This is a genomic window from Paenibacillus rhizovicinus, assembly GCF_010365285.1.
GTDB classification, from domain to species: domain Bacteria; phylum Bacillota; class Bacilli; order Paenibacillales; family Paenibacillaceae; genus Paenibacillus_Z; species Paenibacillus_Z rhizovicinus.
On the sequence record NZ_CP048286.1, the window covers coordinates 123,723 to 139,105 of the forward strand.

The 15,383-nt window shown below is 61.8% G+C and carries 13 protein-coding genes; 1 reads left to right on the forward strand and 12 read right to left on the reverse strand.

Annotated elements, in window-relative coordinates; genetic code table 11:
* Positions 1 to 30: 30 nt before the first annotated feature.
* From GZH47_RS00575 to GZH47_RS00625, 11 genes are all read right to left on the reverse strand, one after another.
* Positions 31 to 924, reverse strand: a complete 894-nt coding sequence (locus tag GZH47_RS00575) for a fumarylacetoacetate hydrolase family protein (RefSeq protein ID WP_162638042.1) — start codon at positions 922 to 924, stop codon at positions 31 to 33.
* On the reverse strand, positions 921 to 1,763 hold the full coding sequence (locus GZH47_RS00580) for a creatininase family protein (RefSeq protein ID WP_162638043.1): 843 nt from the start codon (positions 1,761 to 1,763) through the stop codon (positions 921 to 923). Before GZH47_RS00580 ends, GZH47_RS00575 begins: the two co-directional genes overlap by 4 nt.
* A gap of 114 nt (positions 1,764 to 1,877) precedes the next feature.
* Positions 1,878 to 3,074, reverse strand: coding sequence for an amidase (locus GZH47_RS00585; protein WP_162638044.1), 1,197 nt, complete (start codon positions 3,072 to 3,074; stop codon positions 1,878 to 1,880).
* A gap of 15 nt (positions 3,075 to 3,089) precedes the next feature.
* Entirely contained in the window at positions 3,090 to 3,539 is a 450-nt protein-coding gene (locus GZH47_RS00590) for a cupin domain-containing protein (protein WP_162638045.1), read from the reverse strand.
* Positions 3,536 to 4,318, reverse strand: coding sequence for a cysteine hydrolase family protein (locus GZH47_RS00595; RefSeq protein WP_162638046.1), 783 nt, complete (start codon positions 4,316 to 4,318; stop codon positions 3,536 to 3,538). The genes GZH47_RS00590 and GZH47_RS00595 overlap by 4 nt, the downstream gene beginning before the upstream one ends.
* A 269-nt stretch (positions 4,319 to 4,587) precedes the next feature.
* On the reverse strand, positions 4,588 to 5,646 hold the full coding sequence (locus GZH47_RS00600; RefSeq protein ID WP_162638047.1) for an ABC transporter substrate-binding protein: 1,059 nt from the start codon (positions 5,644 to 5,646) through the stop codon (positions 4,588 to 4,590).
* Between the two features lie 26 nt (positions 5,647 to 5,672).
* Positions 5,673 to 6,578 (reverse strand): ABC transporter permease, encoded by a 906-nt coding sequence (locus tag GZH47_RS00605; protein WP_162638048.1) that lies wholly within the window; start codon positions 6,576 to 6,578, stop codon positions 5,673 to 5,675.
* Between the two features lie 36 nt (positions 6,579 to 6,614).
* On the reverse strand, positions 6,615 to 7,430 hold the full coding sequence (locus GZH47_RS00610; protein ID WP_162638049.1) for an ABC transporter ATP-binding protein: 816 nt from the start codon (positions 7,428 to 7,430) through the stop codon (positions 6,615 to 6,617).
* Positions 7,431 to 7,923: 493 nt separating this feature from the next.
* The gene (locus GZH47_RS00615; RefSeq protein ID WP_162638050.1) at positions 7,924 to 8,625 is read right to left on the reverse strand and encodes an NAD(P)H-dependent oxidoreductase; all 702 of its coding nucleotides are present in this window, start codon (positions 8,623 to 8,625) and stop codon (positions 7,924 to 7,926) included.
* A gap of 3 nt (positions 8,626 to 8,628) precedes the next feature.
* Positions 8,629 to 9,993 carry an amidohydrolase family protein gene (locus tag GZH47_RS00620; RefSeq protein ID WP_162638051.1) on the reverse strand — a complete coding sequence of 455 codons (1,365 nt, stop codon included), beginning with the start codon at positions 9,991 to 9,993 and terminating at the stop codon, positions 8,629 to 8,631.
* Positions 9,994 to 10,075: 82 nt separating this feature from the next.
* On the reverse strand, positions 10,076 to 11,779 hold the full coding sequence (locus GZH47_RS00625) for a CocE/NonD family hydrolase (protein WP_162638052.1): 1,704 nt from the start codon (positions 11,777 to 11,779) through the stop codon (positions 10,076 to 10,078).
* 260 nt (positions 11,780 to 12,039) lie between these two features.
* Between GZH47_RS00625 and GZH47_RS00630 the strand changes: the two genes are divergently transcribed.
* A complete protein-coding gene (locus GZH47_RS00630) occupies positions 12,040 to 13,611 on the forward strand; it encodes a PucR family transcriptional regulator (protein WP_162638053.1) in 1,572 nt (523 codons plus the stop codon).
* Positions 13,612 to 13,723: 112 nt separating this feature from the next.
* On the opposite strand, the gene ggt is transcribed toward GZH47_RS00630, so the two are convergent.
* The gene (gene ggt / locus GZH47_RS00635) at positions 13,724 to 15,310 is read right to left on the reverse strand and encodes a gamma-glutamyltransferase (protein WP_162638054.1); all 1,587 of its coding nucleotides are present in this window, start codon (positions 15,308 to 15,310) and stop codon (positions 13,724 to 13,726) included.
* Positions 15,311 to 15,383 lie beyond the last annotated feature (73 nt).

Below are 15,383 nucleotides of genomic sequence, written 5' to 3' on the forward strand. Positions count from 1 at the left end.
CCGCCACCTGCTTTCCTCTATGTTCAATCGTTATGATAACGCGGCTAGAAGCGCGTCCTCCGGCTCCCGCACGACCGGATTGGCGAGACCGGCGAAGCCGCCGATTCGGCATTCCGCCAAGTCGCCTTCGCGGATTTCGACCGAACCCGGCGTTCCCGTCATAATGACGTCGCCCGGAAGCAGCGTTGCCATGCGGGAGAAATACGCGACGACCTGCCGCAGCGGGTAAATCATATCCGCAACGAAGGCGCCGTGGACGACCTGTCCGTTCAAGACGGTTTCCACCCGAAGCGACTCCGAATCCCGAACGTCCTGCAGCGTGACCAGCTCCGGTCCGAAGCTGAAGAAGGTATCGAAGCTTTTGGAGCGGCCGAGAAAACGCGGATTGCGCGCATGAATGTCCTGATCCGTCATGTCGAGCGTCGCCACGAAGCCCGCGACGAAACGCTCCGCCTCCGCTTCCGGCACGTTCTTGCAGGTCCGCCCGATCACGATGCCGAGCTCCGCCTCCGCGGTCACCCGTCCGCTCCCGGCCGGAACGACGATGGCGTCGCCGGGACCGATCAGGCTCGTATCCGGCTTCAGGAAGCAGATCGGCTCGGCGTCCGGCGGCGTCACCTTCATGTCCGCTGCCTTCGCCCGGTAATTAGCGCCGATTCCCCAAATTTTGCGAGGATGGCGATACGGCGGCGCATATACGGCTTCCGAGGCGGGAATCGCCTCGAGCCGGCGCAGCAGCGGCGCGCCTTCGCCGCGGCTCCAGCTTTCCAGCGCGTCCAGTTCGCCGCGACTCAACAGCCCGAGCAGCTCCTCGCTCCAGCCGGTACCCGCCGCTTCGTTGACGAGCCGGAGCGGAACGAGTCCCGCCCCGGTTACGATCGCCGCCTCCTCTCGGCCGCCGGACACGATCGTCGCCAGCCTCATGACTTCAACTCCTTCTTCGCCTTCTCCTCCGCGCCGCGCCTGACGTCGGCGACGTCGAACGCGCACAGCTCGACGAGCGCCTCGGCCAGCGTATCGGTTACTCGCTCCTGAATGATTTCGCCCTTGGCCGCCGTCGCCTTCGTGGCGTCACCGCATATGCCGCTCGCCGAAATATCCGCCATCCGCCAGGCGAACCGGATTCGCCCTTCGAGCGTCAGAAACCGTTTGTCCCCGACGTTCGGCATCTCCCTGACAAGAAAATCGTCCTGCACCCAGCCCGGCTTGATCGCTTTGACGATCGACGTCTCGTAATCGCCGCCGTGAATGCCGTATTCCAGCTCCTCCGGCTCGATCAGATCCTCGGCTCCGCCGAGGCTGGACGGCGCCAGGTAGAACACGGTCATCCCGTGCCGGATTCTGATTTCCCTGGAAACGACGTTCAGCAGATCGACGTTGCCTCCGTGCGTGTTGAACAGCAGCAGCTTGCCGAAGCCGCTCAGCTTCAAGCTCTCCGCGATATCCATGACGATGCCCTGAAGCGTCGCCGCGGAAAGCGAGATCGTACCCGGGAGTCCGAGGTGCTCGTTGCTTTTGCCGTAAGAAATCGGAGGCAGCAGCCATATGTTCGCTTCGGACGGCAGCTTCGCCAGCGCCTGCGTCAACGTCGCCTCCCCGATCAGCGCGTCGGTCATGACCGGCAAATGCGGCCCGTGCTGCTCGATCGCGCCGATCGGCAGTACGACGAGCGCATCCTCCTTCGGCAGCTCCTTCACCTGCTTGCTCGTCAGCCGCGGCAGGAAACGCTCTTCCCAGGCCGCTCCTTCATATCGCATAAACATAGGCATGTTCCTTTGCGTTGGATTTTGGACGTTCATATCTTGGACGTCGGACGTTGTAGTTCTATCAAAGGCTTATCTTGCGCGCCGTATACTTGGCGCACGATCGCATCAAGCTCAGACGACGGATTGCGGCGGCAGCGCGCGCGACGCCGTGTCTCGAATCCAGCGCAGCAGCTTCGCGTCCTGTCGCGGTCCGGCGATGAACGACAGGCCGACCGGCCGGCCGTCCTCGCCCTGCAGCGGTATCGTTGCCTGCGGCAGGCCGCCAAGGCCCGCGATGCACGAAAGCTGCATCGCCCGCATGCGGGTTCGCTCGACCTGCGCGCCCGTCAGGCCGATCCGCGGCGCGGAGCACGGCGCCGTCGGAATGACGAGCAGGCTGTCGTCGCCGAGCAGCTCCGCCAGCGATTCGCGGATGCGCTGCCGCATGGGAAGCGCCCGCTCGTAATCGTCCCGGGTAAGCGTGGCCGACCAGGCGAATCGTTCCGCGATGCCCGGCCCGAATTTCGGCCGGCGCTCCGCAATCCACGCGCCGTGGGCGGACCAGATTTCGTAGCCCTGCATCGTCCGGAACGTCGCGAACCAAGCCTCTAATCCCTGCGGAGCTATGGCAAGCTTGCGGACGTCTAGCGCGCCTTCCAGCGCGGCTGCCGTATCGGCCAGCGCCCGGCGGCAATCCGCCTCGGCCACGTCCCAGGCGTCGGTCGCGAAGACCAGCCGCTTGAATGCGCCGCCCGCCGACTCGCCCGCGCCGCCGATCAGTACCTCGCCTACTCGCTGCATCGTCGCGGCGTCGCGCGCCATCCAGCCGACGGTGTCGAAACTGGCGGCGAGCGGAATGACGCCGTCCAGCGAAACGAGTCCGTGCGTCGGCCGGATGCCGTACAGGCCGCAGTAAGAAGAAGGAATGCGGATCGAACCGCCGGTGTCGGTGCCAAGCGCGAAATCCGCGAGGCCGGCAGCCGCCGCGACAGCCGAGCCGCTGGAAGAGCCGCCCGGAATCGAGCCGGGCGCCTTCGGATTGACCGGCGTGCCGTAATGGATGTTTTCCCCGTTCAGGCTGAACATGAGCTCGTCGGTAATCGTCGTTCCCTTGAGCCTTCCGCCGCTTGCCAGAAGCCGAGCGACGGCTTCGGCATGCGCCTCCGCCGGTCCGTGGGTGCGCAGCCAGTCCGGATTTCCTGCCGAGCTCGCATGACCGGCGAGCGCAAACACGTCCTTGACCGCGAAATCCATGCCGGAGAGCGGTCCCTCCCCGGTCGGTTCGACGACGGCATGCTCGTTGATATATGCGTTGAAACCCTGCTGCATAAGACGTCCTCCTCTCTATGCGATCGCTCCGGCTCCAGCCGAACGGACGCCGCTCAGCACGCGAAGATCCTCCTCGTCCAGACTCGCGTCCGGTCCGGATTTGATCAAGTCCGAGAACTTCTCGTCGGGGACCATCGTCGTCAGCACGTACAGCCGGCCTGCGCCCGTATTGCGAACCTGATGGTTATTGCCCGGAGGGACGACGAAGAACGAACCTTTGCGAATGTCCGTCTCCGCTTCACCGACGATGGCCGTCCCCTCCCCCTCCAGCACATAGAAATATTCGAACGCTTCCGCGTGTTCGTTCGGAGGCGTTTGTCCGCCTTCATCGAAAATCTCCACCACCGACACGAACGGCACTTGCGTCCCGTCGCACAGCAGCACGAATTTGTTCGTATCGTTGGCAGCTATTTTCTTAACCTGACATTGCTCGAAATGACCCAGCACCAGACCCGGCATCTTCATTGTTCTTCACCCTTTCCGGCAGTCGCCGCCATCTCGTCCAGCAAAGCTTCCGAGCCGGCGACGAAGCCGTAGCATTGTTTTATGTTGTATAAGGCCGCTTCCGTGCAATAAGCGGGCGAGCTGGTCGCGCAGCAATCCGCGAGCAGTACCGCGTCGTAGCCGAGGCAGACGGCGTCCTGCAGCGTATGCATGACGCACTGGTCGAGATTGACGCCGGCGAACAGCAGCGTCTGCGCTCCGAGATTGCGTAATATGCTGTCGAGCGGCGTGTCCCAGAAACCGCTCATCCGGTATTTGTCGACAAGGACGTCCCCCGGTTCGGCTTCCAGACCTTCGACGAGCGCAGCGCCCCAGCTGCCTTTCTCAAGCACGCGCGATCCGCTGCCAGGCAGCGGGCTGCCGATGCCCGTTCCGGCGCCGTCCGGATCGTACACATGCAGCACGGACGGATTCAGATTCATCCGATCCTCGCGATTGCCCCAATTGAGCCAGACGACCGGCAGGCCTGCCTGGCGAAGCGCCGGAAGCAGCCGCCGAAGCGGCGCGACAGGCTCGAGAAGCGGCGACGTATCAACGCCGATCGACGCCAGCCAGCCGTCCGGCGAGCAGAAATCGTTCTGCATGTCGACGACCACGATCGCGCTGCGGGCGAGATCGATCGTCAGCCGCTGAGGCTCGGCACCGAAGGATACCGGCCGCGGCGGATGCGCGCCGCGGCAAAGATCGGCGCTATCCGGCGACACGCGCCAATAGTTGCGAGGATGGCCAAGGTGCTTCATGCTGTCTTCTCCCTTCGGAACAAGTTCGGCGGAGCGCCGCCGTTATCGCGTGACCTGCGGTTCCGGCCGCAGGTCACGATAAGTCACGCCAGGTCAAACGACCGTTCGGCCCTCTGCGTTCACGTTCTGCGTCCGGTTTCTGCCATCGAAGCCTGTGATCGCAATCTGCGTTCACGTTCTGCGATCGCGTTCTACATTCGTACTCTGCTTTCGTGGTCTGCGTAATCGAGCCCCGACACGGGTCAGAACCGCTCCGCCCTTGTCCAACCTTAGCCGGCGTCTTTCAAATACGAGGCATCGAACGCTTTGGACACGTCCTGCTTCGCCTTCAGGGCGCCGATTTCCATCAACTGGTCCTGGACCAGGCTCCAGCGGTCGGCCTTCATATAGCCGATGCCGTGTGCTTGCGTCTCGTCGTTCAGAATGAACGGCTTCTCCTGTTCCGCTTCGTAGTCCATCGCCTCGACCGCCATGTCCTTGTTGTACGTCTGAATGAACGGATTGACCGACTTGTAATTATCGAGGTAATACGCCCATCCCGCTTGGCTCGCCTGCACGACCGCTTTCACGATGTCCGGATGCTTCTTGAGATAGTCTTCGGTCGTGAACAGCACGTCGCAGTAGTTGGCGTAGCCGGAATCGGCGATCTTCAGCACGTTCACCTTGACGCCCTGCTCGCCGAGCGCGTACGGTTCGTTCGTGATGTAGCCTTGGTTGAGCGAACCCTTCGTTTTCAGAAAATTGACCAACTGGCCGTTATAGTTCAATTCGTTGACGTCCGTCAACTTGTATTTATGCTTGATGAATTCCCAGTACAGGACACCGGGCTGGATGAAGACGGTTCGGCCCTTCAATTCCTCGAAGCCCCCGAGCTTGTCGTCCGCGTGGTAAATGAGAACCTGAGGCGTGTATTGGAAGCCGGCCAGCAGGCCGACGACCGGAATGCCCTGCTCGCGCGCCCGCAAAATATCGTCGGCGTAGGAGATGCCGAAATCCGCCTGTCCGGAAGCGACGAGCTGCAAGCCGGACACTTGCGGTCCGCCGGGCTGAATCGTCATATCGATGCCGGCGTCCTTGTAGTAGTTCTGCTGGAGCGCCGCGAAATATCCGCCGTCCTCGCCTTTGGCGTACCAGCCTTCGACCAGATGCGCCTTCTGCAGTTCCTTCGTTCCGCTTTCATTTGCGGCGTCCGCGTCTTGATTGCCTGATTGCGCGGCGTTATCGGCGGCCCCGGAGGAAGCCGGCTCGTTTCGGGCCGCCGAGCAGCCGGCAGCCAGCAGCAGCATGGCGGCGATGCCGACATTCATCAGCGATCGGTTTCGTTTCATGTTCAGCACCTCTTTGTTTTTTTGGATTAATTGTTGATCGCCGAATCGTGCCAGGAACGAAGCAGTCGGTTCGACAGGGCGTTGATCAGCAGGAAGAACACGATGCCCATGACGGCGGCGGTCAAGCCGCAGGCGAACAGATAAGCCGTCTGGAGCCGCGTCGACGCGACCGTGATCGCGTAGCCGAGCCCGCCCTGCAGGCCGCCGATGCCCGCCACGTATTCGCCGACGATCGCGCCGACGACCGACAGCGAACAGGAGATTTTCATGCCGGCCATAATGTACGGCAGCGCCGCCGGAAGGCGAAGCTTCCAGATCGTCTGCCATTTCGTTGCGTTATACAGGTAAAACAGGTTCTTCATGTTCGCTTCGGTCGAGTTGAGACCGATCAGCGTGTTCGACAGAATCGGGAAGAACGCGATCAGGAAGGCGATGACGACGATCGCGTTCATGCCGGCTCCGCACCAGATGACGATGATCGGCGCGACCGCGACGATGGGGATCGTCTGCAAAATGATCGCGTACGGATAGACGCTGCGCTCCACCGTCTTCGACAATGCGAGCCCGATCGCGATAGCGACGCCGAGAACGACGCTGAGCACGAAGCCGAGCACCGATTCGGCCACCGTCGTCCGAACGGAGATCAGCAGGTTATGCCAGTTCTCTCCCACCGCTCGCACGATGTCCGAAGGCTTCGGGAACAGGTACGGCTTCACCCCGCTTGCCCGAATGGCGATCTCCCAGAAGGCGACGACCAGGACGAAGACGATCAGCGGAGGGAGAACCCGTCCGGCGAGCTTCCTCAGTCTCGACTCGGATCGCGGAGCCTTATACGGCTTTGCGGGAACGGCGGGCGCCGCGGATGACGAGGGCGACGAGACGCTGCCGACCGTATCCGGCGCGACATTTGCACTTACAACCAACTTTTCCATGCTCTTTCTCCTTTCGGTGCGCGAATCGCGCCTCGCTTAATGCTTGATGGCTTCCGATACTTTGTGCACGTTGCTGCCGAATTCCGGCATCGACCGATAATCTTCCGAACGCGGATAAGGAATGGGAATATCGATAATCTCGGATATTTTGCCCGGCCGCGGCGTCATGACGACGACTCGCGTCGAGAGGAAAACCGCCTCGAAAACGTTATGGGTAATGAAGAGAACCGTCATTTTCCGCTCCTGCTGCCAGATGTTCAGCAATTCGTCCTGCAGCGACTGGCGGGTGATTTCGTCCAGCGCGCCGAAAGGTTCATCCATCAGCAGCAGCTTCGGCCGCGAGATGAGCGCCCGGGCGATCGACACCCGCATCTTCATGCCGCCCGACAGTTGGCGCGGCAGCACTTTCATATGATCCTTCAAGCCGACGAGCTCCAGCACGCGCTCCCCTTCCCGGATCCGCTCCTTCTTCGAAACACCGCGCAGCGTAAGCGGCAGCGTGACGTTGTCGATCAGCTTCTCCCACGGCAGCAACGTATGCTCTTGGAAGACGAACGCGATTTCGTTCTGCTTGCGCGCTTCCTTCGGCGACGTTCCGAGCACGGACAGTTGGCCCGAAGTATGGGCAGTCAAGCCGGCGATCATATTGAAAATGGTCGATTTGCCGCATCCGGACGGACCGACGAAACTGAGGAACTCGCCTTCGCCGGCATGCAAATTGACATTCTGTACGGCCACCGTCCCGTTCGGGTAAACTTTGCCGATATCTTCCATGCTGACCAGATAATCCGAGCCCGTCTCGCGTCCGCTTATCGCGCGCAGGTCCGTTCTTGCCGTTAAAGTCGAGCTCATTCGCGATCCCTCCTCACGTTCTATATGTTAGATTATATGACGCATATTCACGGTCATCAATGAATTCGGTCGAAATATGGGCGCCGAACACAATGAAAGGGTAAATCATTTGGTATGGATTACGATGGAACTGAACAAATCGCTCCTATATATAACATATACGTAACACAATTATTTCACTAGTAACGTGTCTCTCCTTCTTCGCGGCATCTTCTCTTGCCTTCATGTCCACAGGCGAATCCCGTCCGTTCGGACCTCCAGCATTGCGATCCTCCTAAGCTGCGAACCGGCAAAGCCGAAGGTGAATGGTCTGCGTGTGTGTGAATAAGTAAATGAGTGAATGAGGTGTGCGAGTGAAAGCTTGAGCGAGTGCTTGAGCGAGTGCGATCTCCCTCTCAGACGCCATAAGACGCAGGCCCGAGTCCGCTGTATGCCAAAAGCCCGCCCGTTGCCGACTACCGGCATACAGGCGGGCTTCCGTCTCCCCGCTGCGCTATTTATTCAGAAATCCGCTCGCCGCCAGCGCCGAAGCGACGGCGGCCACCCGGCGCCCGAGCCGGCCCGCCATGACCAATTCGCGCTCGTCGGGCGTCCGCGAGCTGTCCGGCCCCGCCACCGTCGACGCGCCGTAAGGCGAGCAGCCGATGCCGTCGGCCGTCAAGTATTCCGGATTTTCGGAATAAGGAAGCCCGACCATGATCATGCCGAAATGGAACAACGGCACCATCGAGGTCAGAATCGCCGCCTCCTGTCCGGTATGAATGGAGCCGGAGCTCGTGATGAGGCCGGCCGGCTTTCCCTCCAGACTGCCGTCCGCGCACAGGTCCGAGGCGAATTCGAGAAACAGCTTCACCTGAGACGGCATGAAACCGTAGTAGGTCGGGAATCCCCACACGATGCCGTCTGCCCAGCGCAGATCATCGTTCGACGCTAACGGCACGTCCTTCTGCAGCTCAAGCTGTCGCTCGTATTTCTCGAAACGCCCGACCGTCTGGAAATGATTGCCCAGCTTCGATTCGCTCTCGCGCTTCTTGAATTTGTCCTGATAAGGCGTCCGGTTCGACTCGGCCTCCATCTCCGGAATGCGGCGCAGCCGCACCTCGCTTCCGAACAGCGCCGCACCGTCGGCCGCCGCCATCGCCATATCGTACACATGCCCGTAAGCGCTGTAATAGACAACCAGTACCCGGCTCATTCGTCAGTCCCTCCCTTGTCGGAACGAAACTCGCTCGCACGCGTCTTCCCAATAGGACTGCAGCGCGCCGCCGTTCCATTCCGCGCGCGGCGCGGCCGCCCGGAGACATCGCCCCCTGCGCCACACCCAGCGCCGCTCCGGCAGCATCGTCAGCAGCTCCTCCGGCGTCGCCGCGTCCAGCACGACGAAATCGGCGGCGAGCCCCGGTTCAATGCCGCTGCGGACGCCGACGACGGCGGCCGGATAATCGGTAATCATCCGCAGCGCTTCGCGGATGTCCGCCGGACTTCCCATATGGGCGGCATACGCGGTTACGAGGCCGATCAACAGCAGGTCCCCTCGGCCGAACGGATGAAACGGATCATGGATATTGTCCGAGGCGGCCGCCACAGGCACGCCAGCCGCAAGCAGCTCCTTGACCCGCGTGACGCCGCGCCGGACCGGGAAGCGGTCGTGCCGCCCCTGCAAATAGAGGTTCGCGCCCGGCAAGGTTACCGCGCCGACGCCCGCCTCCGCGAGAAGGGAGATGATCGGACGCGCGTCTTCGTCCGCCATTGCCGCCAGCGAGCACAGATGGCCGGCCGTCACCCTGCCGGACCAGCCGTAATCGAGCGTCTTTCGCGCAATGTAAGCGGCCGTCCGAATGTTCGGATTATCGCTTTCGTCCGCATGCAGGTCGATCGGACAGTCATGCTTCTCCGCCAGCTCGAACACCCGGTCGATATCCGGCTTCGGCTCCGGCGACAGATGCGGCGCGCCGCCCAGTCCCGTCACGCCCATGCGCAGCGCTTCGGCCGCCGTGTCCAGCGCCTCCTCGGTCAAGTCGTAATACGGCAGCATCGGGAATAATTGAATCGTCGCATAAGGCGCCAGAGCCTCTCTCACCTCCAAGGCGGCCTCGATCGTCCGCAGCGCAACCTCCTTGCCGTGCCTGACGTGAAAATCGAGATGCGTCCGCAGCGTCGTGCTGCCGAACGAGATCGCCTGGAGCGCCGCGCGCATCATTCTCGCCTTCAGCTCGTCTTTCGTAAAACCCGGCACGAGGGCCGAATAATTGCGCACGGCCTCCTCGAGCGTCCCCGTAACATTGCCGACTTTAGGCAGCGAGAACGCTTTGTCCAGATGCATATGGGCATCGATGAAGGCAGGCAGCGTCGCAAGAGCACCGGCATCCAGCAGCAGCGCGCCCCCCTCTGCCGGCATTGCGCCGTTCCAGCCGTCGATCGTCATCGTTGCGGGCGACGGTTCAACCGCACCCGCCTGCCGCTCGACCGCCGTCCAGATGCCATCTTCGGCGGACAGCGTGAACAGGGCGGATTCATCCCGCAGCGGCAGCGCGGCGTTCACGATTTTCAATACGGATTTCATACGGCGCCCTCCTCGCTTAATATCGAATCGAAGCCGTCCCCTGAGTCGCAGCCGGGGGCGACCGTAATGTCCTGCTGGCGCATCACTCTGATCGGGCGGCCAGCGGCAGTTCGATGCGCGACTTGACGCCGTTCCCGCACGCGACCGCTACCGTCGCGATGTTCAACTCGCCCGGCCCGGCGCCGGCCGCGGCGCCGACGGGCATCCCGTTCGGATGCCGCAGCAGCAGCGGAAACGCGCTGCCCGTCAACTCCAGCCGGATCGATGAGCCGGCCGGACAGCGAACGGCGAGCGGACGAAGCGCGATAACCGCCGTCTCCCAGCCGTTCTCGCGCACAGTACCGGCTCCGCCGATTTCCGTCCTGCCGACCGACAGAAACGTCGCCTCGCCCCCCGGATGGAGCAGCGTCAGCACGGCGACGAGGTCTGTCGGCCCGTCCAGCGTCTGGCAAACGGCATGCACCATCGGCGAGCCGAACACGTGCAGCTCCTTCCGCAGAGGCTCGCCGGTATAGACCAGAATTTCATAGCGGTCCTGCAGCTGGCTGCGGTCGGCGGGAAGCACCGTGGCAAGCGGCATCGGCAGCCGCGCGTCGTAGACGAACACATCCGGCGCCGCCTCCCCGTCGATCTCCTCCTCGCGGTCCTTCAGCCTGCCGCCGCCAAGCGCGCCGTTCGCCGGCAGCTCCGAACCTGACAGGAATATCCGTCCCGACGCACCAGCCGGGACGGAGGCGGCGTCCGGCCAGGCGTCCGCTTCTTCCCACCGTTTGCCGAACGGCTCGAAGTACCGGACCGGCGCTTCCTCGTACACGCCGTTGTCCCGCTCGCCCTTCAACCAATAATCGAACCAGCGTGCCTGCTTCAAGTGCATGCCGCCGTCCGCTTCCGGGCCGTGGTCGAGCCCGCCCGCCTTGCGCCCCCACGGAATATGCGTCCATGGCCCTATTTCGAGCCGATGGAACAGCTCCGGAGACCGGCCGCCATCCCGCTGAAGCTCCGCGAACGATTGAATCGTGCCCTGCAGCAGAAAGTCGTACCACCCTCCGATATGAAGCGCCGGAATCGGCTTGCTTCGGAACGCCTCCAGCCAGTTCAACCTTGCCCAATATTCGTCGTACTCCGGATGGCCCGCCCAATCGAAATATGCGGGCATATAGGTCTCAAGCAGCGGATGGCCGTCGTTCAGCGGCAATCGGCGAACGCTCGAGGCCGGGTCCTGCATGACCTGCGTACATAGCTTCTCCGCCTCCGCGTCGCCCGCTCGCCGAGCTCCGTCGCGCGCCAACTGATACGCCCATGGCAGGCTGTTCTGCGCATCGAAGCTGCCGTACGGATACAGCCAACCGTGATACAGATCCGCCGCCGTCATGCTTGGTACGATCGTCACCAGATGAGGCGGATGCAGCGAAGCCGCCGCCCACTGAGCCGCACCCTGGTAAGAGAAGCCGTACATGCCGACCTTGCCGTTCGAGCCTGGCAGCGAAGCCGCCCATTCGACGGCGTCGTACCCATCCTCCGCTTCGTGTACGAACGGCGTAAACTCGCCTTCGGAATCTCCCCTTCCACGGACGTCCTGAACGACGACCATATAGCCTCGCGAAGCGTACCAGACCGGATGCGCGTGGCTCACGGTCGACGCGATCGCGCGTCCATAAGGCTGGCGCAATAGCAGTACCGGGCAGTCTCCCCCGCCCGGCGGCCTGTAAATATCGGCGTACAGCGTGATGCCGTCCCGCAGCAAGCAAGGTACTTTGCGGAGAATCGAGACGTTTGCGAATTCCATATTCATCCCTCCCGTTGATCGCGCGAATGACTTCACTAATTTATGTGTTAGATTTTATAACACAATATTTTGTTTCGACAAGCAATCACTGCACCATTTGTATTCGCGCACAATGAAATTGAAGTGTTATTGTGAAAAACGACTAGTTATGCCATAATCAATGTAATATATTATTACATGAGGATTTTCATTGGTTCGCCTCCAATGCGTTGTCACTTGCAACACACACCTTGTTTGGGACGAAAAGGGGATGAATAACCATGTATTTAACGGTGGAAGACGCGCTTAAAATTTACCCGTTATCCGAAGGGAAGCTGACCGCAGGCCGCAAAGGCATCGGCCGGATCGTCAAATCCGTCAACGTTATGGATGCTCCGGATATTTCCGATTGGGTGCGCGAGGGCGATATCCTGTTCACGACCGCTTACTTGATGAAGGATGATCCGGCGGCGGGCGTGACGCTGATCCGCAAGCTGGCGCAGAAGAGCGCCGCCGGCATCGGCATCAAGCTCGGACGGTTCTGGTCGAGCGTGCCCGACGATATGGTCGCCGAGGCGGACCGGCTCGGCTTCCCGCTCATCGAGTTGCCGTTCCCGTTTACCTTCTCCGACCAAATGAAAGGGCTGTTCAACTCCGAGCTCCAGCGCAGCACGCGCATGCTGCACGGCGTGCTCGACAAGCAGAAAGAGCTGATCCGGTTCGCGCTGGCGCCTGACGGCGTCGGCGAGCTGTTCAAGCGAATCGGTTCCATTCTCGGCGTACCGCTCGCCGTCGTCGGCCTGCGCGGGCAAATTCTGTACAGCAGCTTGCCGCCCGCAGAGCTGGAATTGCTCGGCAAGCATCCGCAGAAACCATCCATGCATTGGATCCGTACGGAGAACTGGAACCTGCTTTGCATTCCGCTGAAGAGCGCGGAGACCGGCCAGGACGCGATCCGCAGCGCCGTTTTTCAAATCCCGAAGGGGACGCCGCTCAAGGAGGAAGAGGGCCTCTACCACCAGGCTGCCGAAATCATCTCGCATCATATGAACGCGATCGAACGGAGCTACATGGAGCAGTCGACGCAGAATGAATTCGCCTCGCTGCTCAAAAGTTATTTAAAGCGCCGCATTTCCATCGACACGTTACTCGAATGCGCCGCCCGCCACGGCATTCCGTTCGGAGGCGCCCCTTATCTGTGCGCGCTGTTCACCATCTCGGCGATCAGCGAGCCGAAGCGGGACCGGTTGTTCCGCACGATCCGCCAGGAGCTGCAGTATCATCCGCTGTTGAAAGATTACTCGAGTCTGCATTTTCACGTTGACGACGCGATTTTGACCATCCTGCCCGGCGCCGGCAACCCGGCCCATCTGCTGGCCAAGGTGTTCGCGGACATCGCGGCCGAGCCCGGCAGCGGCCTGCGCATCACGATCAGCCATACGAAGCATAAGCCCGAGCAGCTTGAGCAGGCCTACCGCGAATGCTACGACGCCCGGGAAACGGCCGAGCGCCTGTCGATTGCCGATTTCGTCATCGAATTCGAGAACGTGGAGATGGCCTACCTGTTCGAGTCCGTTCCGCCCGAGAAAATGCGCCGGTTCCTCGATATGACGCTGTCCCCGATTATTGACAAAGCGCCGGACTCCGCGCAGGATCTGCTGCGGACGCTGGAGCTGTACATCGCGAACAACGGACAGGTGAACGAGACGGCCAAGCAGCTATACATCCACCGCAATACGGCCGCTTACCGGCTCGACAAGATCGGCGAGCTGCTGCAGGTCGATTTCAAATCATTCTCCGATCTGTTGAAGCTGAAGCTCGTCATGCTGTTCAAGCATACGCTGAAGCCTTAATCCCGCACTCATATCTCCATCCTCTCCGTCCGAAAGAAGGACAACGGCATGCCAAACGGGCCTGCAGGAAATATCCTGCAGGCCCGTTCTGTCGTTGATAAATTCCCGCTTCCTACCAGCCGATCGCGGCCCCGTCGCTGCGAGGGTCGGCGCCGCCCTGCCGAAAACCGTCGTCATCGATCTTGATCGCGTGGGCATGGCCCATGATGCCGTCGAACGCGCCGACGATGCGAACCAAATGGCCGGATGCGGCAAGAGCGGCCGCGACTGCGGAATCGATGCGCGATTCCAGCTTCAGCTCGCGCGTCGGCTCGCCCCATGTCCTTCCCCATACCCAGCGCGGCTCGCTTACCGCGCGCTGCGGGTCCATGCCATAATCGAGCATGCGCGTAACGAGCGCCGTCTGCGTCTGCGGCTGGCCCTCTCCGCCCTGCGTGCCGTATAGCAGAAACGGCTTGCCGTCCCGAAGCGCCATCGCTGGCATGAGCGTATGGAACGTCCGCTTGCCCGGGTGCAAACAGTTGATGTGCGCCGGATCGAGCGAGAAGAACGAACCGCGGTTCTGCAGCAGAATGCCCGTATCGCCGGCGACGACGCCCGAGCCGAACTCGAAATAGAGGCTCTGAATGAACGATACGGCGTTCCCGTCCTTGTCGACGACCGCCGCGAACGCCGTATCGCTGCCCATCGGCTCGGCATTGACTTCGAATGCGCGTTCCGCTTGGATCGTTGCGGCCAGCGCGGCAGCGTAGTCCTTCGACAGCAGACGCTCCAGCGGAATATCGTGGAACGCCGGATCGGTCAGCACCTCGTTCCGGTCGCGGAAGCTCAGCTTGAGCGCTTCGACGAGCAAATGGTAATAGCCGCTTGTACCGTGTCCAAGACCGCGGAGATCGAAGTTCTCCAGAATATTAAGCGCCATCAGGCCGACGAACCCCTGCGAATTCGGCGGCATCTGCACGATTTCCGTACCACGATATGTACCGACAAGCGGATTGATCCAATCGCCGCTATGGTTCGCGAAGTCCTCGGTCGTCAGCAGTCCGCCCCTGTCCCGCAGGAAGCCGGCGATCTCGACCGCTATGCTGCCGCGGTAGAACGCATCTTGCCCGCGCGCCGCCAACTCCCGCAAGGTGCGGGCCAGCTGCCGCTGCTTGAAACGCGAACCCGCTGCCGGCGCTTCTCCGCGAGACAAATAAATCGCGGCTGTCTCCGGCGCCGCCGCGAGCATGTCCGCATGCGCCCGAGAGTTCGCGTATTGGTCGGCGGACAGCGGGAAGCCGCCTTCCGCGTATTTGATCGCCGGCTCCAGCACCTCGGCGAAGCCGAGACGTCCGTACGCGCCATGCACCGCCGCCCAGGCGTCGGCCATCCCCGGCACCGTAACCGCGCTGCGAACGCCGCGGGTCGGAATCGCCGCACAGTCCGCGAACGTCTCCAACATCGCGGCGGCACCCGCCCGCCCGCTCCCGTTATAACCGCGAACCAGGCTTTCCCCCGCCTCGTAGGTCAGCCAGAAGGAATCCCCGCCAAGCCCCGTCATGTGCGGATAAACAACGGCCAAACAGGCGCTGACGGCCACCGCCGCGTCGAACGCGTTGCCGCCCCGCTCCAAGATGCGAGCGCCCGCCGCCGAAGCAAGCGCATGCGGACTGACGACCATTGTCTCGGTTCCGATCGCCGATTCGTTTCGTTCCATGGTGCCCATCTCCTCCCCTATGATGTCAACTAACATAACATATAGTTTCGTGCGAATTCAATGCGTTTTTTCT